At 61.0% G+C, this 22,284-nt stretch carries 23 protein-coding genes; 7 read left to right on the forward strand and 16 right to left on the reverse strand.

Annotation, left to right across the window (positions count from 1 at the left end):
- Positions 1-13: 13 nt before the first annotated feature.
- Both glpK and REH59_RS05520 read right to left on the reverse strand, forming a co-directional pair.
- Positions 14-1,513 carry a glycerol kinase GlpK gene (gene glpK / locus REH59_RS05515; RefSeq protein ID WP_014861389.1) on the reverse strand — a complete coding sequence of 500 codons (1,500 nt, stop codon included), beginning with the start codon at positions 1,511-1,513 and terminating at the stop codon, positions 14-16.
- A 51-nt stretch (positions 1,514-1,564) separates the two neighbouring features.
- On the reverse strand, positions 1,565-2,416 hold the full coding sequence (locus REH59_RS05520) for an MIP/aquaporin family protein (protein ID WP_003254959.1): 852 nt from the start codon (positions 2,414-2,416) through the stop codon (positions 1,565-1,567).
- A gap of 302 nt (positions 2,417-2,718) precedes the next feature.
- Here REH59_RS05520 and ybaK point away from each other — a divergent pair, with 302 nt between their 5' ends.
- The gene (ybaK, locus tag REH59_RS05525; protein ID WP_003254957.1) at positions 2,719-3,189 is read left to right on the forward strand and encodes a Cys-tRNA(Pro) deacylase; all 471 of its coding nucleotides are present in this window, start codon (positions 2,719-2,721) and stop codon (positions 3,187-3,189) included.
- Between the two features lie 37 nt (positions 3,190-3,226).
- Here ybaK and REH59_RS05530 read toward each other — a convergent pair whose 3' ends face one another.
- Both REH59_RS05530 and argF read right to left on the reverse strand, forming a co-directional pair.
- Positions 3,227-4,336: an ABC transporter ATP-binding protein gene (locus REH59_RS05530; protein ID WP_003254955.1), complete on the reverse strand. Its 1,110-nt coding sequence runs from the start codon at positions 4,334-4,336 to the stop codon at positions 3,227-3,229.
- Positions 4,333-5,253 (reverse strand): ornithine carbamoyltransferase, encoded by a 921-nt coding sequence (gene argF / locus REH59_RS05535; RefSeq protein WP_012051394.1) that lies wholly within the window; start codon positions 5,251-5,253, stop codon positions 4,333-4,335. The genes REH59_RS05530 and argF overlap by 4 nt, the downstream gene beginning before the upstream one ends.
- A gap of 374 nt (positions 5,254-5,627) precedes the next feature.
- On the opposite strand from argF, the gene REH59_RS05540 reads away from it, so the two are divergent.
- Both REH59_RS05540 and grxD read left to right on the forward strand, forming a co-directional pair.
- On the forward strand, positions 5,628-7,736 hold the full coding sequence (locus tag REH59_RS05540) for a molybdopterin-dependent oxidoreductase (protein ID WP_014861390.1): 2,109 nt from the start codon (positions 5,628-5,630) through the stop codon (positions 7,734-7,736).
- Between the two features lie 91 nt (positions 7,737-7,827).
- Positions 7,828-8,163, forward strand: a complete 336-nt coding sequence (gene grxD, locus REH59_RS05545) for a Grx4 family monothiol glutaredoxin (protein WP_003254949.1) — start codon at positions 7,828-7,830, stop codon at positions 8,161-8,163.
- 57 nt (positions 8,164-8,220) lie between these two features.
- Here the strand turns inward: grxD and bfr are convergent, their stop codons facing one another.
- Together bfr and REH59_RS05555 are read right to left on the reverse strand one after the other, a co-directional pair.
- Complete coding sequence (bfr, locus tag REH59_RS05550; RefSeq protein WP_003254948.1) at positions 8,221-8,694, reverse strand: bacterioferritin; 474 nt, start codon at positions 8,692-8,694, stop codon at positions 8,221-8,223.
- A gap of 199 nt (positions 8,695-8,893) precedes the next feature.
- A complete protein-coding gene (locus REH59_RS05555) occupies positions 8,894-9,112 on the reverse strand; it encodes a bacterioferritin-associated ferredoxin (RefSeq protein ID WP_003254947.1) in 219 nt (72 codons plus the stop codon).
- Positions 9,113-9,336: 224 nt separating this feature from the next.
- Here REH59_RS05555 and REH59_RS05560 point away from each other — a divergent pair, with 224 nt between their 5' ends.
- On the forward strand, positions 9,337-9,939 hold the full coding sequence (locus REH59_RS05560) for a peroxiredoxin (protein ID WP_003254945.1): 603 nt from the start codon (positions 9,337-9,339) through the stop codon (positions 9,937-9,939).
- Positions 9,940-10,098: 159 nt separating this feature from the next.
- Here the strand turns inward: REH59_RS05560 and rnt are convergent, their stop codons facing one another.
- Both rnt and pyrC read right to left on the reverse strand, forming a co-directional pair.
- Positions 10,099-10,710 carry a ribonuclease T gene (gene rnt / locus REH59_RS05565; RefSeq protein ID WP_010952252.1) on the reverse strand — a complete coding sequence of 204 codons (612 nt, stop codon included), beginning with the start codon at positions 10,708-10,710 and terminating at the stop codon, positions 10,099-10,101.
- Positions 10,711-10,769: 59 nt separating this feature from the next.
- Entirely contained in the window at positions 10,770-11,816 is a 1,047-nt protein-coding gene (pyrC, locus tag REH59_RS05570; RefSeq protein ID WP_003254943.1) for a dihydroorotase, read from the reverse strand.
- Between the two features lie 130 nt (positions 11,817-11,946).
- On the opposite strand from pyrC, the gene REH59_RS05575 reads away from it, so the two are divergent.
- Together REH59_RS05575 and REH59_RS05580 are read left to right on the forward strand one after the other, a co-directional pair.
- On the forward strand, positions 11,947-12,888 hold the full coding sequence (locus REH59_RS05575) for a flagellar protein MotY (protein ID WP_014861509.1): 942 nt from the start codon (positions 11,947-11,949) through the stop codon (positions 12,886-12,888).
- A 733-nt stretch (positions 12,889-13,621) separates the two neighbouring features.
- Entirely contained in the window at positions 13,622-14,839 is a 1,218-nt protein-coding gene (locus REH59_RS05580; protein WP_003254941.1) for an argininosuccinate synthase, read from the forward strand.
- Between the two features lie 67 nt (positions 14,840-14,906).
- On the opposite strand, the gene REH59_RS05585 is transcribed toward REH59_RS05580, so the two are convergent.
- Complete coding sequence (locus REH59_RS05585; protein WP_014860061.1) at positions 14,907-15,389, reverse strand: hypothetical protein; 483 nt, start codon at positions 15,387-15,389, stop codon at positions 14,907-14,909.
- Between the two features lie 368 nt (positions 15,390-15,757).
- On the opposite strand from REH59_RS05585, the gene REH59_RS05590 reads away from it, so the two are divergent.
- Complete coding sequence (locus tag REH59_RS05590) at positions 15,758-16,381, forward strand: response regulator transcription factor (RefSeq protein ID WP_003254939.1); 624 nt, start codon at positions 15,758-15,760, stop codon at positions 16,379-16,381.
- Positions 16,382-16,451: 70 nt separating this feature from the next.
- Here REH59_RS05590 and REH59_RS05595 read toward each other — a convergent pair whose 3' ends face one another.
- From REH59_RS05595 to metG, 7 genes are all read right to left on the reverse strand, one after another.
- The gene (locus REH59_RS05595; RefSeq protein ID WP_003254937.1) at positions 16,452-16,628 is read right to left on the reverse strand and encodes a PA3496 family putative envelope integrity protein; all 177 of its coding nucleotides are present in this window, start codon (positions 16,626-16,628) and stop codon (positions 16,452-16,454) included.
- Between the two features lie 104 nt (positions 16,629-16,732).
- Complete coding sequence (nth, locus tag REH59_RS05600; protein WP_003254935.1) at positions 16,733-17,371, reverse strand: endonuclease III; 639 nt, start codon at positions 17,369-17,371, stop codon at positions 16,733-16,735.
- Between the two features lie 4 nt (positions 17,372-17,375).
- Complete coding sequence (locus REH59_RS05605; RefSeq protein ID WP_014860062.1) at positions 17,376-17,900, reverse strand: hypothetical protein; 525 nt, start codon at positions 17,898-17,900, stop codon at positions 17,376-17,378.
- On the reverse strand, positions 17,893-18,495 hold the full coding sequence (locus tag REH59_RS05610; RefSeq protein WP_004576225.1) for an RnfABCDGE type electron transport complex subunit G: 603 nt from the start codon (positions 18,493-18,495) through the stop codon (positions 17,893-17,895). Before REH59_RS05610 ends, REH59_RS05605 begins: the two co-directional genes overlap by 8 nt.
- Entirely contained in the window at positions 18,492-19,463 is a 972-nt protein-coding gene (locus tag REH59_RS05615) for an RnfABCDGE type electron transport complex subunit D (protein ID WP_128573643.1), read from the reverse strand. The genes REH59_RS05610 and REH59_RS05615 overlap by 4 nt, the downstream gene beginning before the upstream one ends.
- Complete coding sequence (locus REH59_RS05620) at positions 19,460-20,008, reverse strand: Rnf-Nqr domain containing protein (RefSeq protein WP_003254927.1); 549 nt, start codon at positions 20,006-20,008, stop codon at positions 19,460-19,462. Before REH59_RS05620 ends, REH59_RS05615 begins: the two co-directional genes overlap by 4 nt.
- A 106-nt stretch (positions 20,009-20,114) precedes the next feature.
- A complete protein-coding gene (gene metG, locus REH59_RS05625) occupies positions 20,115-22,154 on the reverse strand; it encodes a methionine--tRNA ligase (RefSeq protein ID WP_014860064.1) in 2,040 nt (679 codons plus the stop codon).
- Between the last annotated feature and the right edge of the window lie 130 nt (positions 22,155-22,284).

A 22,284-nucleotide genomic window follows, 5' to 3' on the forward strand; every position in this document is an offset into this window, starting at 1 on the left:
GCCCCAACAGCTATCATGCCTCGTGATCTTCCCAGTCACGGGTACGCTCGACCGCCTTCTTCCAGCCGGCATACAGCTTTTCTTTCTGCGTTTCGTCCAACTGCGGGCTGAACTCACGCTCGATGATCGCCTTGTCGCGCAGCTCGTCCAGGCCACTCCAGAAGCCACAGGCCAGGCCTGCCAGATAGGCGGCGCCCAGCGCCGTGGTTTCGCGCATCTGCGGCCGCTCGACGCAGGTGCCGAGGATGTCGGCCTGGAACTGCATGAGGAAGTTGTTGGCCACTGCACCACCGTCCACGCGCAGCTCGGACAAGCGCTGGCCACAGTCTTGCTGCATGGCGTCGAGGACATCGCGGGTCTGGTAGGCGATGGACTCCAGTGCGGCGCGAATAATGTGGTCCACCTTGACACCACGTGTCAGGCCGAACAACGCACCACGGGCATACGGGTCCCAGTACGGGGCACCCAGGCCGGTAAAGGCGGGCACCAGGTACACGCCGTTGCTGTCCTTGACCTTGCTGGCGAAATACTCGGTATCCAGGGCGTCGTTGACGATCTTCAGTTCGTCACGCAGCCATTGCACGGTAGAGCCACCATTGAATACCGCGCCTTCCAGTGCATAGGCCACCTCACCACGCGGGCCGCAGGCAATGGTAGTGAGCAGGCCGTGGGACGACTTCACCGCTTGGTCGCCCGTGTTCATCAACAGGAAGCAGCCGGTGCCGTAGGTATTCTTGGCTTGGCCCGGCTCAACGCACATCTGGCCGAACAGTGCCGACTGCTGGTCGCCGGCGATACCAGCAATGGCAATGCCGCTCTTGGTGTGGCCGTACACTTCCGAAGATGGGCGCACCTCAGGCAGCATTTGCCGCGGGATGCCCAGGATCTGCAGCAGCTTGTCGTCCCACTGCAGGCTGTGGATGTTGAACATCAGCGTGCGCGAGGCGTTGGTGTAGTCGGTGACGTGAACCTTGCCACCCGTAAACTTCCAGATCAGCCAGGTGTCGATGGTGCCGAACAGCAGTTCGCCACGCTCGGCGCGTTCACGGGCGCCGTCGACATTGTCGAGGATCCACTTCAGCTTGGTGCCGGAGAAATACGGGTCGGTGACCAGGCCGGTGGTTTCACGAATGTAGCCTTCGTGGCCGTCGCGCTTGAGCTGGGCACAAATCTCGGTGCTGCGGCGGCACTGCCAGACAATGGCGTTGTACACCGGGCGTCCGGTTTCCTTGTCCCACACCACCGTGGTTTCGCGTTGGTTGGTGATGCCCAGCGCAGCGACCTGGGCGTGGCTGATACCCGCCTGGGCAAGGGCCTCGACCATGGTGGCGCTTTGTGTGGCGAAAATCTCCATCGGGTCATGCTCGACCCAGCCCGCCTGCGGGTAATGCTGTGCGAACTCGCGTTGGGAGGTACCTACAACATTGGCGTCACCGTCGAAAATGATCGCCCGTGAGCTGGTGGTACCCTGGTCCAGGGCGATGATGTAGTTCTTATCCTGGGTGTCTGTCATGGTCGTAGGCCTTGCAAGAATAGGGGGTCAGGGCTGTGCGTGATGGCGGCATCAATTGGCTTGAGTATCGCCCTGGCGAATGTCATTTGTCTCAGGGGTCGCGGCAGGCGCCATTGGCAGGTTGCGTGCAATCAGGCCGCGATAGCTCGCTGCACCCAAGCAGGCGCCAAGGATCGGTGCAAATACCGGAACCAGGAAATAGGGAATATCCCGCCCGCCAGTGAAGGCGATTTCGCCCCAACCGGCCAGGAAGGTCATGAGTTTTGGCCCGAAATCGCGGGCCGGGTTCATCGCAAAGCCAGTCAATGGGCCCATGGCGCTGCCAATCACTGCAATCAGCAGGCCGATCAGCAGCGGGGCCATGGCGCCGCGCGGCAGGCCGTTGTTGTCGTCGGTCAGGGCCATGATCACGGCCATCAGAATGGCAGTGATCACCACTTCGACCAGAAACGCCTGGCTGGTGGACAGCGACGGGTGCGGGTAGGTGGAGAACACCGAGGCCAGCTCCAGGCTGCCTTCGCTACCGCGCAGCATGGCGTGGGCTTGTTCGAAATCGAAGAACAGGTTGCTGTACAGCGTGTAGACCAGTGCTGCGCCACAGAATGCGCCGCATACCTGGGCCAGCATGTAGAAGGGCAGCTTGCGCTTGTCGAACCCTGCGAACAGTGTGAGGGCGATACTCACGGCTGGGTTCAGGTGCGCACCGGAAATACCGGCGGTGAGGTAGATGGCCATGCTGACGCCCACACCCCAGATGATACTGATTTCCCAAAGCCCGAAGCTGGCGCCGGCAACCTTGAGCGCGGCAACGCAGCCGGTGCCGAAGAAGATAAGCAGGGCGGTGCCGAGAAACTCGGCCAGGCATTGGCTGGACAGTGTGGGTTGGCGCAGAGCAGTCGTCATGTATGACCTCGTTTTTTTTGTTGTGAGGCGCGTGGCGCTCGACAGCAAAACCCGGTGTCTATCCCCATTGACCCCGGGTGATGTAGGAAATGCACCTTAAAAGGGCATCGTTTATTCAGAAACGAAAAAATATAGACAAGAAACGCTGATGTCAAAGGTCGAAAGTGAACGGTCAGTCACGATATGGTCGCTAGAATCAGCTGCTGATCCCTGTACTAGACGCGCGCGATTGCGGTGCGGTGGCTGGGATGTGGGAATTGTCCTAAAGTAGCCGCCGAGTCGTCCCTGACTGGAGCCCTTGCATGACCCCCGCCCTAGACTTGTTGAAGAAGCACCGTGCCGAGCATCGTGTGCACAGTTATGAACATGACCCGAAGTCGGCGTCGTATGGCCTGGAGGCGGCAGAAAAGCTCGGGCTCGACCCGCAACAGGTGTTCAAGACGTTGCTGGCAAGCAGCGAGAAAGGGGAATTGCTGGTAGCGGTTGTGCCTGTGGTGGGTACCCTGGACCTCAAGGCCCTGGCCCATGCTGCCGGCGTGAAGAAGTGCGAGATGGCCGACCCGGCGGCGGCGCAGCGGGCGACCGGTTACCTGGTGGGCGGCATCAGCCCGCTGGGGCAGAAGAAGCGCCTGCGGACCTTTATTGATGACTCGGCGCAGAATTTTGCAACTATCCATGTCAGCGCCGGCAGGCGTGGCCTGGAAGTGGAGTTGGCAGCGGCGGTGCTGGCGGAGTATACGCAGGGCACGTTTGCCGGGATTGGTCGAGGCTGAGAACAGGGGGCCGCCAAGCGGCCCCCTGGCGCTGAAGTCACGTCGCCGAACTGTATCGACGCACGCCATTCTCCTGGCGTGGCAACTGTGCTGCAACGCTACCCGGTACCGGGAATAGCACCAGGTGATCGGCCTTCACTGCAATCTCCACATTCTCACCGACCTCGTGGTCGTTATGGCTAGGGAAGATCGCTTCGAGCTGGCTGCCGGTGGGTAACTGCAGGCGGTAGAGCGTGGATGCCCCAAGGAAACTCTTGCCCACGATGTTTGCCAGGAGCGCGCTGCCAGGTGCATGCACGATATCATCCGGGCGCAGCAGTACATCCACCGAACTGCCCGGCGCCATGATGTAGGCGCGGTTACCGCGCAGCTCACCCACTTCGGTATTGACTGCCTCGTGGCTGCTCATTTGCCCACGGATGAAGTATCCCTGGCCGATGAAACTCGCCACGAATGGCGTCTGCGGTTCGTGGTAAAGGTTATAGGGCGTATCCCACTGTTCCAGGCGGCCTTCCTTGAAGACGCCAACCTGGTCGCTGACGGCAAAGGCTTCTTCCTGGTCATGGGTGACCAGAATGGCGCTGGTGCCGCGGCTTTTGAGAATATCGCGAACCTCATGGCTCAGGCGCCGGCGCAGCTCCACGTCGAGGTTGGAGAATGGCTCGTCAAGCAGCAACAGTTGCGGCTCGGGCGCCAGCGCCCGGGCCAGGGCGACACGTTGCTGCTGGCCGCCAGACAGCTCATGCGGGTAACGCCCGCCCAGCCCGCCGAGTTTGACCAGCTCCAGCATCTCTTCGATGACGGCGGCCTGGCGTGGGTGTTTGGCGATACCAAAGGCAATGTTCTGCGCCACGGTCAGGTGCGGGAACAGCGCGTAGTCCTGAAATACCATGCCGATGCGGCGCTTTTCCGGAGCCAGGGTGAAGCCAGCCCGGGAAATGACCTCACCGGCCAGGTGGATTTCACCTTCGTGCACCGGCTCGAAACCGGCGATGGCGCGCAGGGTGGTGGTCTTGCCACAACCGGATGAACCCAGCAGGCAACCGATGTCGCCTGCGTTCAGGTGCAGGTTGAGGTTCTGGACGATGCGCTGGTCGCCATAGCCGCAGGCGAGGTTGCGCAGGTTGAGCAGTAGGGGTTGACTCATGCGTGGTGGTAAGCCGGTTCTACAAGGAATTCGAGAAGCGCCTTCTGTGCATGCAGGCGGTTTTCAGCCTCGTCCCAGGCGACCGAACGTGGGTCGTCGAGCAGGTCCTGGCTGATTTCCTCGCCACGGTGGGCGGGCAGGCAGTGCATGAAGAGGACATCGGGTGCAGCCAGGTCGAGCAGTTCGCGGGTGACCTGGTAAGGCGCGAAATGCGCCAGGCGCCGTGCAGTTTCCTCCTCCTGACCCATGGAAGTCCAGACATCGGTGACCACCAGGTGTGCATCACGCACAGCTTCCTTGGCATCCCGGATGATCTGCACGCGGTCACCGCCCAGTGCCATGAAGCGTTGATCCGGCTCATAGCCTTCGGGGCAGGCGATGCGCAGCTGGAAATCGAACTGCCTGGCGGCTTCGATATAGGAGTTGCACATGTTGAAGCCATCGCCGATCCAGGTCACGGTCTTGCCCTGAATCGAGCCGCGGTGTTCAACGAAGGTCTGCATGTCGGCCAGCAGTTGGCACGGGTGCGATTCGTCGGACAGGCCGTTGATCACGGGCACACGCGACTTGGCGGCGAACTCGGTCAGGGTGCTGTGGGCGTGGGTACGGATCATCACCACATCAACCATGCTCGACAGCACGATGGCGCTGTCACCAATCGGCTCGCCGCGGCCCAGCTGGGTGTCGCGGGGCGACAGGAAGATGGCCTGGCCGCCGAGCTGGATCATGCCGGCCTCGAACGACACACGGGTACGGGTCGAGGACTTTTCGAAGATCATGCCCAGCACACGGTTCTTCAGCGGTTCGAACAGCACGCCTCGCTTGCGCAGGTCCTTCAGCTCGATGCCGCGGCGGATCACCCCGAGCAATTCGTCGGTGGTGAAGTCCAGCAGGGAGAGAAAGTGCCTAGCGCTCATGAGTGACTACCTTATCTGCAACGGTATGCAGGTCGACCGTATGGTTTTTTTGACAACGGGGGTGACCTGCGGCGTAAGCCGCACGGGGCGGACGAAATAGGGAAAGGCGCAATACTATAAGTAAATGTCGCCTGAAGCCAAGGGGGGAAAAGCGGGGGTGATCGCAAAGGGTATTGCAAAGGGTGTCTTTACCCGTTGGCCCGTGCTGTTCTTTATTTGCTACAGACGGTTGTACACGGCTTGCTGGCAATTTGGCAAATGGCTGTCGTAAATCGTGCGCCTGATGTCGGTGGATTCACGCGGCGAAGCGCACTGGCCGCAGGGCGGGGGCGGGCGCATAGTCACTGTTCGACAACAACAAGGCAGAGGCGGCCATGACCAAGACCCTGCATCACCGTGCCTGTCACCTGTGCGAAGCGATCTGCGGGCTCAACATCGAAGTCAGCCATGAGGAAGACGGGCGGGCCCTGATCAGCTCGATCAAGGGCGACCCCATGGACCCGTTCAGCCGTGGCCATGTCTGCCCCAAGGCCGTGGCGTTGCAGGACATTCAGAACGACCCGGATCGCCTGCGCCAGCCCCACAAGCGGGTCGGCGAGCATTGGCAGGCCATTGGCTGGGATGAGGCTTTCGCACTGGCAGCCGAAAAATTGTGGGCGGTCCAGCAAGCCCATGGGCGCAATGCCGTGGCGGTCTACCAAGGCAACCCGAGCGTGCACAATTACGGCTTGATGACCCACAGCAACTACTTCCTGGGCCTGCTCAAGACCCGTAACCGTTTCTCAGCCACTTCAGTGGACCAGTTGCCCCAACACCTGGTCAGCCACTTGATGTATGGGCATGGGCTGCTGCTGCCGATTCCGGACATCGACCACACGGGGTTCATGCTGATTCTTGGCGGCAACCCGCTGGCCTCCAATGGCAGCATCATGACTGTTCCGGATGTGGAGAAGCGCCTGAAGGCCCTGCGGGCGCGTGGTGGGCGCCTGGTGGTGGTTGACCCGCGGCGTAGCGAAACGGCGGCAATGGCTGACAGCCATTTGTTCATACGCCCCGGTGGTGATGCAGCCCTGTTGTGCGGCTTGCTCAACACATTGTTCGAAGAAGGCCTGGCACGGGGCTCGCACTTGCCGGTCAACGGCCTGCAGCAGGTGCGCGAGGCCATTGCGCCGTTCAGTGCCGAGGCCGTGAGCGCTCACTGTGGTATTGCTGCAGCGGATATTCGCCAGCTGGCACGCGACTTCGCTGCTGCCGGGCAGGCCGTGTGCTACGGCCGCATGGGCGTCTCGACCCAAGCATTCGGTACCCTTTGCCACTGGCTGGTGCAACTTGTGAACCTGGTGACCGGCAACCTCGACCGCACAGGCGGCGCGTTGTGCACGGAGCCTGCCGTCGACCTGGTGGCAACCACCTCGGGCGGCCATTTCAACGCCTGGCAGAGCCGTGTGTCGGGTTTGCCCGAGTACGGCGGCGAGCTGCCGGTGGCTGCCCTGGCCGAGGAAATGCAAACACCGGGCGAAGGGCAGGTGCGCGCCCTGGTGACCGTTGCCGGTAACCCTGTGTTGTCCACGCCTAACGGCCGCCAGCTGGATACGGCGCTGGAGGGTCTGGAGTTCATGCTCAGTATCGATCTCTACATCAACGAAACCACCCGCCATGCCGACTTGATCCTGCCCTCCACCTCAGCGCTGGAGAACGACCATTACGACAGCACCTTCAACTTGCTGGCAGTGCGCAATGTCACGCGCTTCAACCGGGCGATCCTGGCCAAGCCGGAGGGGGCACTGCATGACTGGGAGATCTTCGTCGGCCTGGCCCAGGCGTTTGCCAAGCGTGCCGAGTTGGCGTTGAAGCCGACCTGGTCGCCTGCGCAGATGATTGATCAAGCCCTGCGCAAAGGGCGCTATGGTGAAGCAACGCCTTGGCAGCTCTCCCTGGCAACACTGGACGATCACCCGCACGGGCTTGACCTGGGGCCTTTACGCAGCAACCTCGCTGGGCGCTTGACGACCGTCAGCAAGGCTGTCGAAGCAGCCCCTCAGGTCTTGCTGGACGACTTGCACCGCCTGGCGCAAATGACGCCCCCAGTGCCGGGCGAGCTGCTGCTGATCGGGCGCCGCCATGTGCGCAGCAACAACTCGTGGATGCACAACTTCCATCGCCTGGTGAAAGGCAAGCCACGGCATCAGTTGTTGATGCACCCGCAAGATTTGCAGCAGCGGCAACTGCAGGATGGCCAGCGCGTGCGCATCCGTTCGCGTACTGGCTCACTGGAGGTCGAGGTGCAGGCCTGCGAGGACATGATGCCCGGTGTGGTCAGCTTGCCCCATGGTTATGGTCATGGTCGTCAGGGCGTGCACCTGCAGATCGCCCAGGCGCAACCCGGCGTGAGTGCCAATGACCTGACCGATGAGCGCTTTCGGGACCAGGTTTCCGGAAACGCTGCGCTCAATGGCGTACCCGTGCAGGTCGAGGCCGCTTGAGGAACGGCAAGGCCGAGCACGGCGCTCGGCTTTCCGATACAATGCGACACCGTGCCGACGACTGTGTCGGATAGTTCAGCCGAGGTGCTACATGGATATCATCGAAACGATCAAAGAGCAGATTGCCAACAACACCATTCTGCTTTACATGAAAGGCTCGCCGAATGCCCCGCAGTGCGGCTTCTCTGCGCGTGCATCGCAGGCCGTGATGGGTTGTGGCGAAAAGTTCGCCTACGTCGACATCCTGCAGAACCCGGAAATTCGCGCCAACCTGCCAAAATACGCCAACTGGCCGACCTTCCCGCAACTGTGGGTAGCCGGTGAGCTGGTTGGCGGCAGCGACATCATGCTGGAAATGTTCGAGAAGGGTGAGCTGCAAACCCTGATCAAGGAAGCGGCTGCCAAGGCCAAGGCTTCTGAAGCCTGATCTTCCGGCAAGCATAAAAAAACCCGCGATCAGCGGGTTTTTTTATGGGGCGAATAGCTACTCTTCGCCCATCTGCGACTGCAGGTAGTTCTCGATACCGATCTTGTCGATCAGCCCCAGTTGGGTTTCCAGCCAGTCGATGTGTTCTTCCTCGGACTCGAGGATATCTTCGAGCACGTCACGCGAGCCGAAGTCGCCAGCGGTTTCACAATGGGCGATGGCGGCCTTCAGGTCGACCAGGCCTTGCTGTTCAATCTTCAGGTCACACTCGAGCATTTCCTTGGTGTGCTCGCCGATCAGCAGTTTGCCCAGGTCCTGAACGTTAGGAATACCTTCGAGGAACAAAATACGCTTGATCAGTTTGTCAGCGTGCTTCATTTCATCGATGGATTCTTTGTACTCGTGCTTGCCGAGTTTGTTCAGCCCCCAATCTTCGTACATGCGTGCGTGCAGGAAGTACTGGTTGATCGCGACCAGCTCGTTTCCGAGGATCTTGTTGAGATGCTGGATGACGCTTACGTCGCCTTTCATGTCGGGTTCCTGCCCTGTAGAAGTGTGTCAATCCACTGAAGTTTGAGCCCGATACTTAGGTGTGTCAAACCTAAGTTCTTGAATACTAAGTGAAAATTAATAGGAATAAGAATGTTTGTGAACCGCGTTGCAACGCTAACTTGTTGAATTGCGGGCATAAAAAAACCGGACACCAGGTCCGGTTCTTGAAATTCTGCGTTCAGGCAGCGGTAAATTCGACGGGGTAGGGCAAGGCCGCCTGGCTGACCTGAAGCTCGGTCAGGGTCTCGCGGACCACCTGCTTGGCCACGCAGGCGCATTTCCCACACTGGCTGGCGACATTGGTGGCGGCTCGCACTTCCTTGTAACTGCAGCATCCTTCATAGATCGCATCGCGGATCTGTCCGTCGGTAACGCCGACACAAAGACACACATACATAAGGGCTGACCATCGCTGGTTGGGTCGATGGGTTGGAGCTTAATGTTAATGAGAATGCTTGTCAAAGATCTTTCTGAGGGTGCTGTGCTTGAGCGACCGGTGGTCGCTTTGTCGACGGAGTCGGCCTGTCATGAGAAGCCGTGTATGATGGTCGGCCTTTGTTGGATGTCGGGCAAGCCCGTCTGGCCCGGCAAACGGTTTTTCACCCTCATCAGGAGATTACAATGAGCGTACTCGTTGGTAAGAAAGCCCCCGATTTCACCGTTCCGGCCGTGCTGGGCAATGGCGAGATCGTCGATAGCTTCAACCTGGCCTCGGCCATCAAGGGCAAGTACGGCCTGGTGTTCTTCTACCCGCTGGACTTCACCTTCGTCTGCCCGTCCGAGCTGATCGCCCTGGACAACCGCATCCCTGACTTCCAGGCGCGCAACGTGGAAGTGATCGGCGTGTCGATCGACTCGCACTTCACCCACAACGCCTGGCGTAACACCCCGGTCAACAACGGCGGCATCGGTCAGGTGAAGTACACCCTGGCTGCCGACATGACCCACGAAATCTGCAAAGCCTACGACGTCGAGTCCGAAGGCGGCGTGGCCTTCCGTGGTGCCTTCCTGATCGATACCAACGGTGTTGTCCGTTCGCAGATCGTCAACGACCTGCCACTGGGCCGTAACATGGACGAGCTGCTGCGTCTGGTCGACGCTCTGCAGTTCCACGAAGAGCACGGCGAAGTGTGCCCTGCCAACTGGAAAAAAGGCGACAAGGGCATGAACGCTTCGCCTGAAGGCGTTGCTGCCTACCTGAGCGAGAACGCTGGCAAGCTGTAATTGCTGCGTGCATAAAAAAACCGGCCTTCGTGGCCGGTTTTTTTATGCCTTCCTGTGCCGGCCTCTTCGCGGGCGCGCCCGCTCCCACCGATTCTCTGCATGCCTGAAGGCAAAGGTGAACCTGTGGGAGCGGGCGTGCCCGCGAATGCCTTTGGCAGATCAATCGTTGAAATCGCGCCAGCCGCCCATTTCTTTCCAGCGGTTGACGATGCCGCAGAACAGCTCAGCCGTTTTCTCGGTGTCATAACGTGCCGAGTGCGCCTCACGCCCGTCGAAATCGATGTCAGCGCTCTGGCAGGCTCGTGCCAGCACGGTCTGGCCATACGCCAGGCCCGCCAGGGTGGCGGTGTCGAAGCTGGAGAACGGGTGGAACGGGTTGCGCTTCAGGTCATTGCGCGCCACTGCTGCATTGAGGAAACCCAGGTCGAAGCTGCTGTTGTGGCCGACCAGAATTGCCCGCTTGCAGCCGTTGGCCTTGAGTGCCTTGCGCACGCCACGGAAGATGTCGGTCATCGCGCTTTCCTCGCTGACCGCCATGCGCAGCGGGTGGTCCAGCTTGATCCCGGTGAACTCAAGTGCGGCCGGCTCGATGTTGGCGCCCTCGAACGGCTCCACGCGGTGGAAGTAGGTGTGTTCGGGGAACAGGAAGCCTTTCTCGTCCATGCCGATGGTGACGGCGGCAATTTCCAGCAATGCATCGGTAGCGCTGTTGAAACCACCGGTTTCAACATCCACCACGACCGGCAGATAGCCGCGGAAGCGCTCGGCCATCGGGTGGCGAGGACCGCTGCTGCCTTGGGTGTCCAGGTCGTCTTCGTAAAGGTCTTCGCTCACGCGTTTTTCTCCAGCAGGCGCCAGCGCAGTTTTTCGCCAGCGCGCAGCGGGACTACGGTTTGCTCGCCAAATGGCAGGCTTTCCGGAGCGGTCCATTCTTCGCGGACCAGGGTAATGGTGTCGGTGTTCGCCGGCAGGCCATAGAAGGCCGGGCCGTGCAGGCTGGCGAAGCCTTCCAGCTTGTCCAGCGCGTTACGCTGCTCGAACGCTTCGGCGTACATCTCGATGGCCGCATAGGCGGTGTAGCAACCCGCGCAACCGCAGGCTGCTTCCTTGGCGTGACGGGCATGAGGTGCCGAGTCGGTGCCGAGGAAGAACTTCGGATTGCCGCTGGTGGCTGCGTCCAGCAAGGCCACCTGGTGGGTGTTGCGCTTGAGGATCGGCAGGCAGTAGAAGTGCGGGCGAATGCCGCCGACCAGCATGTGGTTGCGGTTGTACAGCAGGTGCTGGGCGGTGATGGTCGCACCCACGTTGGCCGGGGCCTCGGTGACGAACTGCGCGGCATCGCTGGTGGTGATGTGTTCGAACACCACTTTCAGCGTCGGGAAGCGCTCGACCACACGGCGCATGTGCTCGTCGATGAAGCGCTTCTCGCGGTCGAACACGTCGATCTCGCTGCGGGTCACTTCGCCATGCACCAGCAGCGGCATGCCCACTTCCGCCATTGCCTCTATGGCCGGGAAGATGTTGTCGATGCTGGTCACGCCGGAATCGGAGTTGGTGGTGGCGCCGGCCGGGTACAACTTGGCGGCGTACACGAAACCGCTGGCCTTGGCCGCGCGGATGTCCTCGGGGCTGATGTTGTCGGTGAGGTACAGCACCATCAGCGGCTCGAAGCGGCTGCCGGCCGGGCGGGCAGCCAGAATGCGCTCACGGTAGGCGCCGGCCTCGGTGGCATTGCGCACCGGCGGCACGAGGTTGGGCATGATGATGGCACGGGCGAAGGTACGCGCCACGTCGCCAACGGTGTGGGGCAGGACGGCACCATCGCGCAGATGGATGTGCCAGTCGTCGGGGCGCAGGAGGGTCAGGCGATCGGACATTGGGGATTCCAGGCGGGTCGAACTCAAGCCCCAATCCTACCGGAAAACCCCGGGGCGAGCACGGCTATCAAGTTTTCCGGACAGCGTCCGATAGCCTGCAGGTAAGCCGTCAGAATTTGTGGAGCCGCCCGTGCGCCAGCGTTACCTAGCCCTGTTGACCCTGTTCGCCAGCCTGCCGGCCGGCGCACTGACTTTCCAGACGCGCATGGAGAACATTGCCTGGAAGGTCGAGGGTGACCAGTTCGAGTGCCGTCTGAGCCAGCCGATCGAAGGTTTCGGCAGCGGTACGTTCGTGCGTCGGGCAGGCGAGCAGCCGGTGTTCCAGCTGCGGTCGGACAGCAACGCACTGGGTGCCGGCACCGCCAGCCTGCTGGCTGCGGCAGCGCCGTGGCAACCTGGGCGTGGCGATATCAACCTGGGCAATGTGCGTATGGCCCGCAGTGGCGTGCTGTTCAGCTCCTCCCAAGGGCAGGCCAGCCGCCTGATCAACGGCTTGCTCGACGGGCGTAGCACCGTCGTGCGCAACTACACCGGTGAGGCGGGCAGGCCGATGGAGGTGCGTGTGCTGCCGGTCAGCTTCGCCAAAGCCTACAATGACTATCAGGTCTGTGCTGGCAAGCTGTTGCCGATGAACTACGACCAGGTGCGCCAGACCCAGGTGGGTTTCCCCGGGGGCGGTATCGAGCTGGATGCAGCAGCCAAGGCGCGGCTGGACGTGATCCTCGATTACATGAAAGCCGACCCGACGGTGAATCATGTCGAGCTCAATGGGCATTCCGACAACAGTGGCAACCGCCTGGCCAACCGCGACCTGTCACGCCGCCGCGCATTGGCCGTTGCCGATTACTTCAAGGCTAACGGTGTGCCGGAGGAGCAGATCACTGTGCGCTTCCATGGCGAACGTTATCCGCTCGCGAAGAACAACAGTGCGTCGAATCGGGCGCGTAATCGGCGGGTGAATATCGAGCTGGATCGGGTGGCGGTGGTTGAGAAACCGGTGGAAAAGCCGGTTGAGCAAGTGGCGCCGGTTGTTGCACCTGCCTCGGGCGTCCCGGGGGCGAAGGCGCCCTGAGATCTGGTCGGTGCATGTCATGGGCTCGCATCAAGGCCGCCAGGGGTTCGTCACAACATTTTCAGCGCCTGTGAGATCGAGCGCCGCCAGGTGTCCGCCTCGACACATTCAGCGCCTGTGAGATCGAGCGCCGCCCGCGCGGCGCTTCGCGGGTAAACCCGCTCCTACGTTTGTTTCGGGCCAGTCCATCCTGTGCCTGGCGTGCGCGACCGCCTTGTTGGTACGACGCGATATCGAGATAGGCACCAAGGCGTTCGCGCGCGAATCCCACAGGCATAATTGGCCCGAAACAAACGTAGGAGCGGGTTTACCCGCGAAGCGCCGCGCGGGCGGCGCTCGATCTCACAGGCGCAGAATGTGTCGAGGCGGACACCTGGCGGCGCTCGGTCTCGCAGGCGCAGAATGTGTCGAGGCGGACACCTGGCGGCGCTCGGTCTCGCAGGCGCAGAATGTGTCGAGGCGGACACCTGGCGGCGCTCGGTCTCACAGGCGCAGAATGTGTCGAGGCGGACACCTGGCGGCGCTCGATCTCACAGGCGCTGAACTCCTCAAGGCATGCACGCTGCGGCTCGACGCCCCTCCATGGTCCTCATGCCACATCCCGCAACCGACCTCCCGTCGCCCCTACGAAAGTTCCTGTCGCTTTGTCGTCAGAAGCTGTCGCCCCACTGTAAATTTATCCGCAACGCCGGTAGAATCGGTCCCTTTCCGTACAACCCCGTGGAGTGATGGCATGGCGGACGTAAAAAAGGTCGTACTGGCGTATTCCGGCGGCCTTGATACTTCGGTGATTCTCAAGTGGCTGCAGGATACCTACAACTGCGAAGTGGTGACCTTCACCGCTGACCTGGGGCAGGGCGAAGAGGTCGAACCGGCCCGTGCCAAGGCCCAGGCAATGGGCGTTAAAGAGATCTACATCGACGACCTGCGCGAAGAATTCGTGCGTGATTTCGTGTTCCCGATGTTCCGCGCCAACACCGTCTACGAAGGCGAGTACCTGCTGGGTACTTCCATCGCCCGTCCGCTGATCGCCAAGCGTCTGATCGAAATCGCCAACGAAACCGGCGCTGACGCCATTTCCCATGGCGCCACCGGCAAGGGTAACGACCAGGTGCGCTTCGAGCTGGGTGCCTATGCCCTGAAGCCAGGCGTCAAGGTCATCGCCCCATGGCGTGAGTGGGACCTGCTGTCCCGCGAAAAGCTGATGGACTACGCCGAGAAGCACGGCATCCCGATCGAGCGCCACGGCAAGAAGAAGTCGCCGTACTCGATGGACGCCAACCTGCTGCACATCTCCTACGAAGGCGGTGTCCTGGAAGATACCTGGACCGAGCACGAAGAAGACATGTGGCGCTGGAGTGTCTCGCCTGAGAACGCCCCGGACCAGGCTACCTACATCGAGCTGACCTACCGCAATGGTGACATCGTTGCCATCGACGGCGTCGAGAAATCCCCGGCCACCGTCCTGGCAGACCTGAACCGTATCGGTGGTGCCAACGGCATCGGCCGTCTGGACATCGTCGAAAACCGTTACGTCGGCATGAAGTCGCGCGGTTGCTACGAAACGCCTGGCGGTACCATCATGCTCAAGGCACACCGTGCCATCGAGTCGATCACCCTGGACCGCGAAGTCGCTCACCTGAAAGATGAGCTGATGCCAAAGTATGCCAGCCTGATCTACACCGGCTACTGGTGGAGCCCGGAGCGTCTGATGCTGCAGCAGATGATCGATGCTTCGCAGGTCAACGTGAATGGTGTAGTGCGCCTGAAACTGTACAAGGGCAATGTGACCGTGGTTGGCCGCAAGTCGGACGATTCGCTGTTCGATGCCAACATCGCCACCTTTGAAGAAGATGGTGGTGCCTACAACCAGGCAGATGCTGCTGGCTTCATCAAGCTCAATGCACTGCGTATGCGCATTGCCGCCAACAAGGGCCGTTCGCTGCTCTGATTGCTGGCGTGTGCGAAAACCCCGGCTCAGTCCGGGGTTTTTTTATGCCCGCGCAAAGGTGGGTCGTTCAACTTCGATGGCTCACATCATCGCCCTCAAGTGCGCTGATCGAAAGCTGCGCACATTGACGTCTGTCCAGATTGCAAAAGCGCCAGACTCGCGTTGGCTCGGGCGGTTGGGCAAGTGCGTGCAAGAGTTGCTGCTCCATCATGCGATAGGCGTCGGGGCCGGAGAACATGAACGTGACAGGCTCGCCCTGTACCGCCTCACGGGCATCATTGGAAATCGCGGGTGTGGCCACACTGTTCAGTGCTGGCGTGTTGGGCTGTGCTGTGCTGTCGGGTAGCGGGTTGTAGAACGACTTGTAATTGAAGTTGAGCGTCAGAAAGAACAGTGCCGTCAGAAAGAATGGAAAGCCTACCAGGAACCAGGTGTAGAGCTTTTGGCTGGACTCGCCGAGAAATGGCAGTGTGGCAAGGGCGGAGGCTTCGATGATCCCCGCGAAGATGGCAATGATCGTCAGCGGGGCGACAGGTTGTGCTTGGGTCATATGGGCCGTCTCCAGCGGTTTTGTCCATCTTTACCTTACTGCTGTACTCAACTAAAGGCTGGATTGTTTCCCGGGGGAGGAATGATCGTCAGAGAACCTCGTTGTATGGCTTTTTCAACGTGTTTGAATCGGAAGTTTTCCTCTGCTCAAGATCAGTATTCAACTGGTACGTTTATGTCTGTGGGTGGTACCGTTTCTTTCGGTAATAAGTAATTTGTTTGTTACAACCCTAGTCATTATGTGTAGGAAGTTTCTGTAAGTTCTGTAGGCTTTTTCTGTCCATCGCTTTCGCTGGTAAATCGCCGCGCCAGCAAGCGTCCTGTCGGTTATCGTGGCGTGCCAAAGCAACAACAATGTATGGATATCGCATGAATAAAGTGCTTATCGTGGATGATCATCCGGTCATACGCCTGGCCGTACGCATGCTGATGGAGCGGCATGGGTATGACGTTGTGGCGGAGACTGACAATGGGGTAGCTGCGCTGCAGCTGACGCGGCAACACCTGCCGGATATTGTGGTGCTGGATATCGGTATCCCGAAGCTGGATGGCCTGGAGGTGATCGCCCGCATGGCGACATTCAGCCCGGGTAGCAAGGTACTGGTGCTGACGTCGCAGGCCCCCGGCAACTTTTCGATGCGCTGCATGCAGGCAGGGGCGGCGGGTTACGTGTGCAAGCAGCAGGAGCTTACCGAACTGCTCAGCGCTATCAAGGCTGTGTTGTCGGGTTACAGCTACTTCCCCAACCAGGCCTTGCATGCGTCACGTGGCAGGGGGGCGGGCAGCGAGACGGATATGGTGAATCGCCTGTCTGCGCGAGAAATGACGGTGCTGCAACAACTGGCGCGAGGGCGTTCGAACAAGGAGATTGCCGACAGCATGTACCTCAGTAACAAGACGGTCAGTACCTACAAGTCACGGCTGCTGCTCAAGCTCAATGCACGGTCATTGGTTGACCTGATCGAGCTGGCGCAACGGCAAGGTCTGAACTGATCGCCAAGCCTTGAAGCCTCCAGCCAGGAGGCTTTGCCAAGGCTATCGGTCCTTGACTACGGGACCCGCACTACAGGTCGTAATCGAAATCGGCCAACTGCTTTTGCAGGCGCCGTTCTTCCAGCATGTTGTCGATGGTGCGGCGTTTGCTCAGGTTGGTTTTTGCTGTTTCAACCTGTGGCTCCGCGTCATCGTCTGCGGCAACAAAATCATCATCGATCGACAGGTCGTCTTTATCGGTACTCATGAGTCGCTCCAAGCCAAGGGGCCATTGGCCGTCCTTATAACCAGAAAGCAGACGCTGGTAAAAAAGATTTTTTCAATCGACGTGAGTGGTTTTTGGCTATCGGCTCAATCGTCGGAGGTTTTGTGCTTGTACTCGCACAAATCTTCGATCCTGCAGCTGCCGCACCTTGGCTTGCGCGCCTGGCATACGTAGCGCCCGTGCAGGATCAGCCAGTGGTGGGCGTCGAGCAGGTAGTCCTTGGGTACAAACTTGACCAGTTTCTTTTCCACTTCCAGCACCGTTTTGCCTGGCGCGATGCCCGTGCGGTTACTCACCCGGAAAATATGAGTATCCACGGCCATGGCCGGTTGGCGAAACGCCGTGTTAAGCACCACATTGGCGGTTTTGCGGCCGACGCCGGGTAGCGCCTCCAACGCTTCGCGGGTTTGCGGTACCTGGCTGTCGTGGCGCTCGATCAGCAGCCGGCACGCTTCTATGACATTCTTGGCCTTGCTGTTGTAAAGCCCGATGGTCTTGATGTATTCGCTGAGGCCTTCAACGCCCAGGGCATAGATGGCCTCGGGGGTGTTGGCGACGGGGAACAGGCGGGCAGTGGCCTTGTTGACGCCGACGTCGGTGGATTGCGCGGACAGTGTCACGGCGACCAGCAGTTCAAACGGGGTCGTGTAGGCCAGTTCGGTCTTGGGGTCGGGGTTGTCTTCGTGCAGCCTGCGAAAAATCTCCAGGCGTTTGGCGGCATTCATGAAATCAGGGCTTTCCTTGACGATGTGGGTGGGCAGGGCCCGGAAGCAGGCGATTGTACAAGGCCAACAGCAGTCCCAGCAGCAGTAGCGCACCGGGGGCTAGGCTGGCCAGGTGCAGCTCGGCATGGTCAGCCAGCCATTGGCGGCTGGCGCCCAGCAGCAGGCAACTGGCAAAGACAGCGCCGAGGTGCGTTGCGAGCAGGCGCCAGCGGTGTTGGTCAGGCAGCAGGTGGTCACTGGCCAGGCATTGCAGGCACAACAATGCGGGATAGTGGCCCAGGGCAATGGCCAGCGGTAGCAGCCAGGCCCGCATGGCCAACTGCAGGCAACTGGCCAAGGCTGCCAGCAGCAGCAGGCTAGCCAGTACATATGCCCAGCTGGCCTTGTGTTTACGCAGTGGCGCCAGCAACAGTTGGTGCAGGCACCCCATCACTACTGCGCACAGGCCGATGGCCGCGCCTTCAGCCAGCGTTCGGGTGGCACCCAGCAGTGGCGCCAGGCTCATGGCCAGCAGGCAGAACCTATTCATGCGCGGCGCCCTCCAGCAATACACTACGCTGCTCGTCGAAATAGCTCAGCGTGTCCTGCAATGCGGCGATCACCGCTCGCGAGGTCACGGTTGCGCCGGCCAATTGGTCAAAGTCACCCTGGTCCCGCTTCAGTGCCCAGTGATCGCCCTGATCGCGGTTGTTGAACTGACTCAGCCAGTGCAATCGCGGATCTCCCAGGCGGTCGCCCAGCCCGGGGCTTTCCTGTTGTTCGACAACCTGGCTGCCGATCAGCCGGCCGTCCGTGGTGATGGCGACGCTCAGTACGATCGGCCCGGCATACCCCTGGGTCTGTGTGATCAGGATAATGGCGCTTGGCTTACCTGCCAAAGTGGCACGGTAAGCCGCCAGGATACGGCTGTTGGGCCGCTGTGCGGCGGGCCTTGGCAGCGGGCTTTCCAGCGGCTGGTTGTCATAGCTACCGTCGGGCAGCACGGCCAGCCGCTGGCGGCTTTGCAGCTGCTTTTCAGCGCCGGCGATGGCCGGACCGGTCCACTGCCGCCAGGCCAGGGTGGCAGACACTGCCAATACTCCAGTCAGCAGCAGCAGGCCCACATCCCGAACCCCGCGCTTCATCGGGCTGCCTGCTGACGCTGCACAGCCATACGATCGAGCGCCGGTGCCAAAAGGTTCATCAGCAGGACGGCGAACGCGGTGCCATCCGGGTAGCTGCCCCATGTACGAATCAGGTAGATGAGCACCCCTGTCCCCACGCCGAAGCACAGCTTGGCCCAGTCGTCTCTGGGGCCCGACACTGGCTCGGTCGCAATGAAGAAGGCTGCCAGCATGGTCGAGCCGGAAAACAGGTGCAGCAAAGGCGAGCCATTGGAGTCCGACCCCGAACCGTTCCAGCCCAACAGGCTGAATACCACTAGCCCTGCCAGCAAACCTGCCGGCGCATGCCAACTGATCACCTTGCGTTGCATCAAGAACAGGCCGCCAAGCAGGAATGCCAGGTTGACCCATTCGCTGCCTGCCCCGCCAATGTTGCCAAAGCCTGGATGGCTGGCGAACAGCTCGTCGATGGTCAGGCTGCGGTTGTGGCGCAAGCCGTCGAGCAATGTCGGACGGGCCCAGGCATCGATCTGTTCGCCCCCAGCGAACACCTGCTGCACGCTGTCGAGCAGGCCTGGGGCCTGCCCAGGCCAATGGTTCATCTGCAACGGGAAGCTGAGCAGCACGAAGGCATAACCCACCATGGCCGGATTGAACAGATTTCGCCCGACCCCACCGTAGGCCTGCTTGCCGATACCGATCGCGACACTTGCCGCGATGACCGGCAGCCACCATGGCGCCAAGGTAGGCAGGGCGGCCGCCAGCAGCACGGCGGTCACCAGTGCGCTGCCGTCGTTTAGCGTCTGGCTCAGTGATTGGCTGCGCAGTGCCAGCAGCAATGCCTCGCACAGCAGCGCGGCGCTGGCGCACAGCAACAGGTTCAGCATCATGCCCCAGCCATGCAGCCAAAACAGCGCCAGCAGTCCAGGCGTGCAGGCGAGCAAGACCAGGCGCATGCTGGTGCGTAGGCGCGGATCGGGACTGCTCATTGGCCAAACATTCCGTTGAAACCGGAAAACGCCATGGCCATTACCCCGGCGCCGATCAATTCGATGGGCAGGCCGCGCAGCGCGTTGGGGATATCGGCGTGGGCGCTGCGCTGGCGCAGGTCGGCGAACACCATCAGCGCCAGCCAGAAGCCGCCCCCGGTCAGCAAGCCTTGGAGCAGCATGGTTGGCCAGGTGCCGTCGTCGCTTGTCTGTTGCAGGGCCAGCCCAAGCACTGCTGCATTGCTCAACAGCAACGCTGGCAACCCCACTACAGGCCAGGCCGGGCGCCACTTGGCCAATAGCCAGGGCAGGCCCCAGGCGAGCAAAGCCAGCCAGGGCAATAGCAGAAACAGGGCAAGATCGTGGATGTGTAACGGGGCAAGTACCGCGTGCACCAGCAACTGCGCGCCGATTACGCCCAGGGCGATGCACAGGGCGCAGGCCAGGCCGTGCACCTGCAGTTGCAGCCCGGAGAGTGGCTGTCGGAGCAGGCACAGGTGATTGATCAGTGCGGCGCTGATCAGGACCAGGATGTAGTCATTCATGAGATGACGATAGCCGGGAATCGGGCCGATTGTCCGGGTTTGGCATGAAGGGGCCTGCGTAATTGTGGGGGCGGGCAGGCCGCTCCCACAATGGCCCGCAGGGCGGTTACTTGATGCGCTGGCCTGGCTTGGCGCCGCTGTCCGGGCTCAGCAGGTAGATTTCTTCACCGCCAGGGCCGGCAGCCATGACCATGCCTTCGGACACGCCAAAGCGCATCTTCCGGGGTTTGAGGTTGGCTACCATCATGGTCAGGCGGCCTTCCAGCTTGGACGGGTCTGGGTAGGCCGACTTGATGCCGGAGAACACGTTGCGGCGCTCGTCACCAATGTCCAGGGTCAGCTGCAGCAACTTGTCGGCACCCGCCACGGCTTCAGCCTTGACGATCAGCGCCACACGCAGGTCGACGGCAGCGAAGGTATCGAACTCGATCTCTGCCGACAGCGGGTCCTTGGCCAGCTCGCCATTGCCCGCCGGGGCCTTGGCTTCGGCTGCCAGCAGGTCTTCCTTGCTGGCAGCGACCATGGCTTCGACCTTGGCCGGCTCGATACGGCTCATCAGGGCCTTGAACGGGTTAAGTGTGTGGTTTTCCAGGCGTGTCAGGTGGTCGTTCCAGGTCAGCGGGGCCACGTTGAGGAAAGCCTCGGCGTCAGCGGCCAGCACCGGCAGTACCGGTTTGAGGAAGATCACCAGCTGGCGGAACAGGTTGATGCCTTGGGCGCAAATGGCCTGGACTTCATCCTGTTTGCCTTCCTGCTTGGCCAGTGACCACGGTGCCTTGTCGGCGATCCAGGCGTTGGCGCGGTCGGCCAGTGCCATGATTTCGCGCATGGCGCGGCCAAAATCACGGGCCTCATAGGCTTCGGCGATGGAAGGTGCGGCAGCCAGGAAGGCTTCGGTCAGCTCAGGCGCGGCATCACCGCTTACCATCACGCCTTCGTTGCCCTTGTGGATGAAGCCGGCGCAGCGGCTGGCAATGTTGACGACCTTACCGACCAGGTCGGAGTTGACCTTCTGCACGAAGTCTTCCAGGTTCAGGTCCAGGTCGTCGACGCCACGGCCCAGCTTGGCCGCATAGTAGTAACGCAGGTACTCCGGCTGCAGGTGATCCAGGTAGGTGCGGGCCTTGATGAAGGTACCGCGCGACTTGGACATCTTGGCGCCGTTGACCGTCAGGTAGCCGTGCACGTTGACCGCGGTCGGCTTGCGGAAGCCGGCGCCTTCGAGCATGGCTGGCCAGAACAGGGCGTGGAAGTTGACGATGTCCTTGCCGATGAAGTGGTACAGCTCGGCCTTGGAGCCTTCGTTCCAGAAGGCGTCGAAGTCCAGCTCCGGGCGGCGTGCGCAGAGATTCTTGAAGCTGGCCATGTAGCCGATTGGTGCATCCAGCCATACGTAGAAGTATTTGCCAGGCTCACCCGGGATCTCGAAGCCGAAGTACGGCGCGTCGCGGGAGATATCCCACTCCTGCAGGCCGGAGTCCAGCCATTCCGCCAGCTTGTTGGCTACCGCGTCCTGCAGGGTGCCGCTTCGGGTCCACTGCTGCAGCATGGCCTGGAAGTCTGGCAGCTTGAAGAAGAAATGCTGGGAATCACGCAGTACCGGGGTGGCACCGGAGATCGCTGACTTGGGGTTCTTCAGCTCGGTGGGTGCGTAGGTGGCGCCGCATTTTTCGCAGTTGTCGCCGTACTGGTCTTCGGCCGCGCACTTCGGGCAGGTGCCCTTGATGAAGCGGTCGGCAAGGAACATGCCTTTTTCCGGGTCGAAGTACTGGGTCACCGAACGGGTGGCGATGTGCCCGGCTTCACGCAGGCGCGAGTAGATCAGGCTCGACAGCTCGCGGTTCTCTTCGCTGTGGGTGGAGTGGAAGTTGTCGAAGTCCACCAGGAAGTCGGCGAAATCGCTGCTGTGCTCGGCCTGGACGTTGGCGATCAGCTGTTCCGGGGTGATGCCTTCCTTTTCGGCGCGCAGCATGATGGCCGAACCGTGGGCGTCGTCGGCGCAGACATAGATGCACTGGTTGCCGCGCAGCTTCTGGAAGCGCACCCACATGTCCGTCTGGATGTACTCCAGCATATGGCCGAGATGGATCGATCCATTGGCATAGGGCAGGGCGCTGGTGACGAGAATCTGGCGTGGCTCGGACATGGTGGCTCGGCTACTTATCTGGCTACGGGGTAAAAATGAGGGTGATCGGCCACTATAAAGGGCTGGCGAAGATATTTCACCCCGCAAGCGCATCTGCTGACGATTGACGGGTTAGGATAGGCGGCTGTTT

It is taken from the genome of Pseudomonas sp. BO3-4 (assembly GCF_034044115.1).
GTDB classification, from domain to species: domain Bacteria; phylum Pseudomonadota; class Gammaproteobacteria; order Pseudomonadales; family Pseudomonadaceae; genus Aquipseudomonas; species Aquipseudomonas alloputida.

Excerpts from the sequence above, each read along its gene's own strand:
- glpK (WP_014861389.1), bottom strand. The coding sequence starts at position 1,513 with ATGACAGACACCCAGGATAAGAACTACATCATCGCCCTGGACCAGGGT.
- REH59_RS05520 (WP_003254959.1), bottom strand. The coding sequence starts at position 2,416 with ATGACGACTGCTCTGCGCCAACCCACACTGTCCAGCCAATGCCTGGCC.
- ybaK (WP_003254957.1), top strand. The coding sequence starts at position 2,719 with ATGACCCCCGCCCTAGACTTGTTGAAGAAGCACCGTGCCGAGCATCGT.
- REH59_RS05530 (WP_003254955.1), bottom strand. The coding sequence starts at position 4,336 with ATGAGTCAACCCCTACTGCTCAACCTGCGCAACCTCGCCTGCGGCTAT.
- argF (WP_012051394.1), bottom strand. The coding sequence starts at position 5,253 with ATGAGCGCTAGGCACTTTCTCTCCCTGCTGGACTTCACCACCGACGAA.
- REH59_RS05540 (WP_014861390.1), top strand. The coding sequence starts at position 5,628 with ATGACCAAGACCCTGCATCACCGTGCCTGTCACCTGTGCGAAGCGATC.
- grxD (WP_003254949.1), top strand. The coding sequence starts at position 7,828 with ATGGATATCATCGAAACGATCAAAGAGCAGATTGCCAACAACACCATT.
- bfr (WP_003254948.1), bottom strand. The coding sequence starts at position 8,694 with ATGAAAGGCGACGTAAGCGTCATCCAGCATCTCAACAAGATCCTCGGA.
- REH59_RS05555 (WP_003254947.1), bottom strand. The coding sequence starts at position 9,112 with ATGTATGTGTGTCTTTGTGTCGGCGTTACCGACGGACAGATCCGCGAT.
- REH59_RS05560 (WP_003254945.1), top strand. The coding sequence starts at position 9,337 with ATGAGCGTACTCGTTGGTAAGAAAGCCCCCGATTTCACCGTTCCGGCC.
- rnt (WP_010952252.1), bottom strand. The coding sequence starts at position 10,710 with ATGGCCGAGCGCTTCCGCGGCTATCTGCCGGTCGTGGTGGATGTTGAA.
- pyrC (WP_003254943.1), bottom strand. The coding sequence starts at position 11,816 with ATGTCCGATCGCCTGACCCTCCTGCGCCCCGACGACTGGCACATCCAT.
- REH59_RS05580 (WP_003254941.1), top strand. The coding sequence starts at position 13,622 with ATGGCGGACGTAAAAAAGGTCGTACTGGCGTATTCCGGCGGCCTTGAT.
- REH59_RS05585 (WP_014860061.1), bottom strand. The coding sequence starts at position 15,389 with ATGACCCAAGCACAACCTGTCGCCCCGCTGACGATCATTGCCATCTTC.
- REH59_RS05590 (WP_003254939.1), top strand. The coding sequence starts at position 15,758 with ATGAATAAAGTGCTTATCGTGGATGATCATCCGGTCATACGCCTGGCC.
- REH59_RS05595 (WP_003254937.1), bottom strand. The coding sequence starts at position 16,628 with ATGAGTACCGATAAAGACGACCTGTCGATCGATGATGATTTTGTTGCC.
- nth (WP_003254935.1), bottom strand. The coding sequence starts at position 17,371 with ATGAATGCCGCCAAACGCCTGGAGATTTTTCGCAGGCTGCACGAAGAC.
- REH59_RS05605 (WP_014860062.1), bottom strand. The coding sequence starts at position 17,900 with ATGAATAGGTTCTGCCTGCTGGCCATGAGCCTGGCGCCACTGCTGGGT.
- REH59_RS05610 (WP_004576225.1), bottom strand. The coding sequence starts at position 18,495 with ATGAAGCGCGGGGTTCGGGATGTGGGCCTGCTGCTGCTGACTGGAGTA.
- REH59_RS05615 (WP_128573643.1), bottom strand. The coding sequence starts at position 19,463 with ATGAGCAGTCCCGATCCGCGCCTACGCACCAGCATGCGCCTGGTCTTG.
- REH59_RS05620 (WP_003254927.1), bottom strand. The coding sequence starts at position 20,008 with ATGAATGACTACATCCTGGTCCTGATCAGCGCCGCACTGATCAATCAC.
- metG (WP_014860064.1), bottom strand. The coding sequence starts at position 22,154 with ATGTCCGAGCCACGCCAGATTCTCGTCACCAGCGCCCTGCCCTATGCC.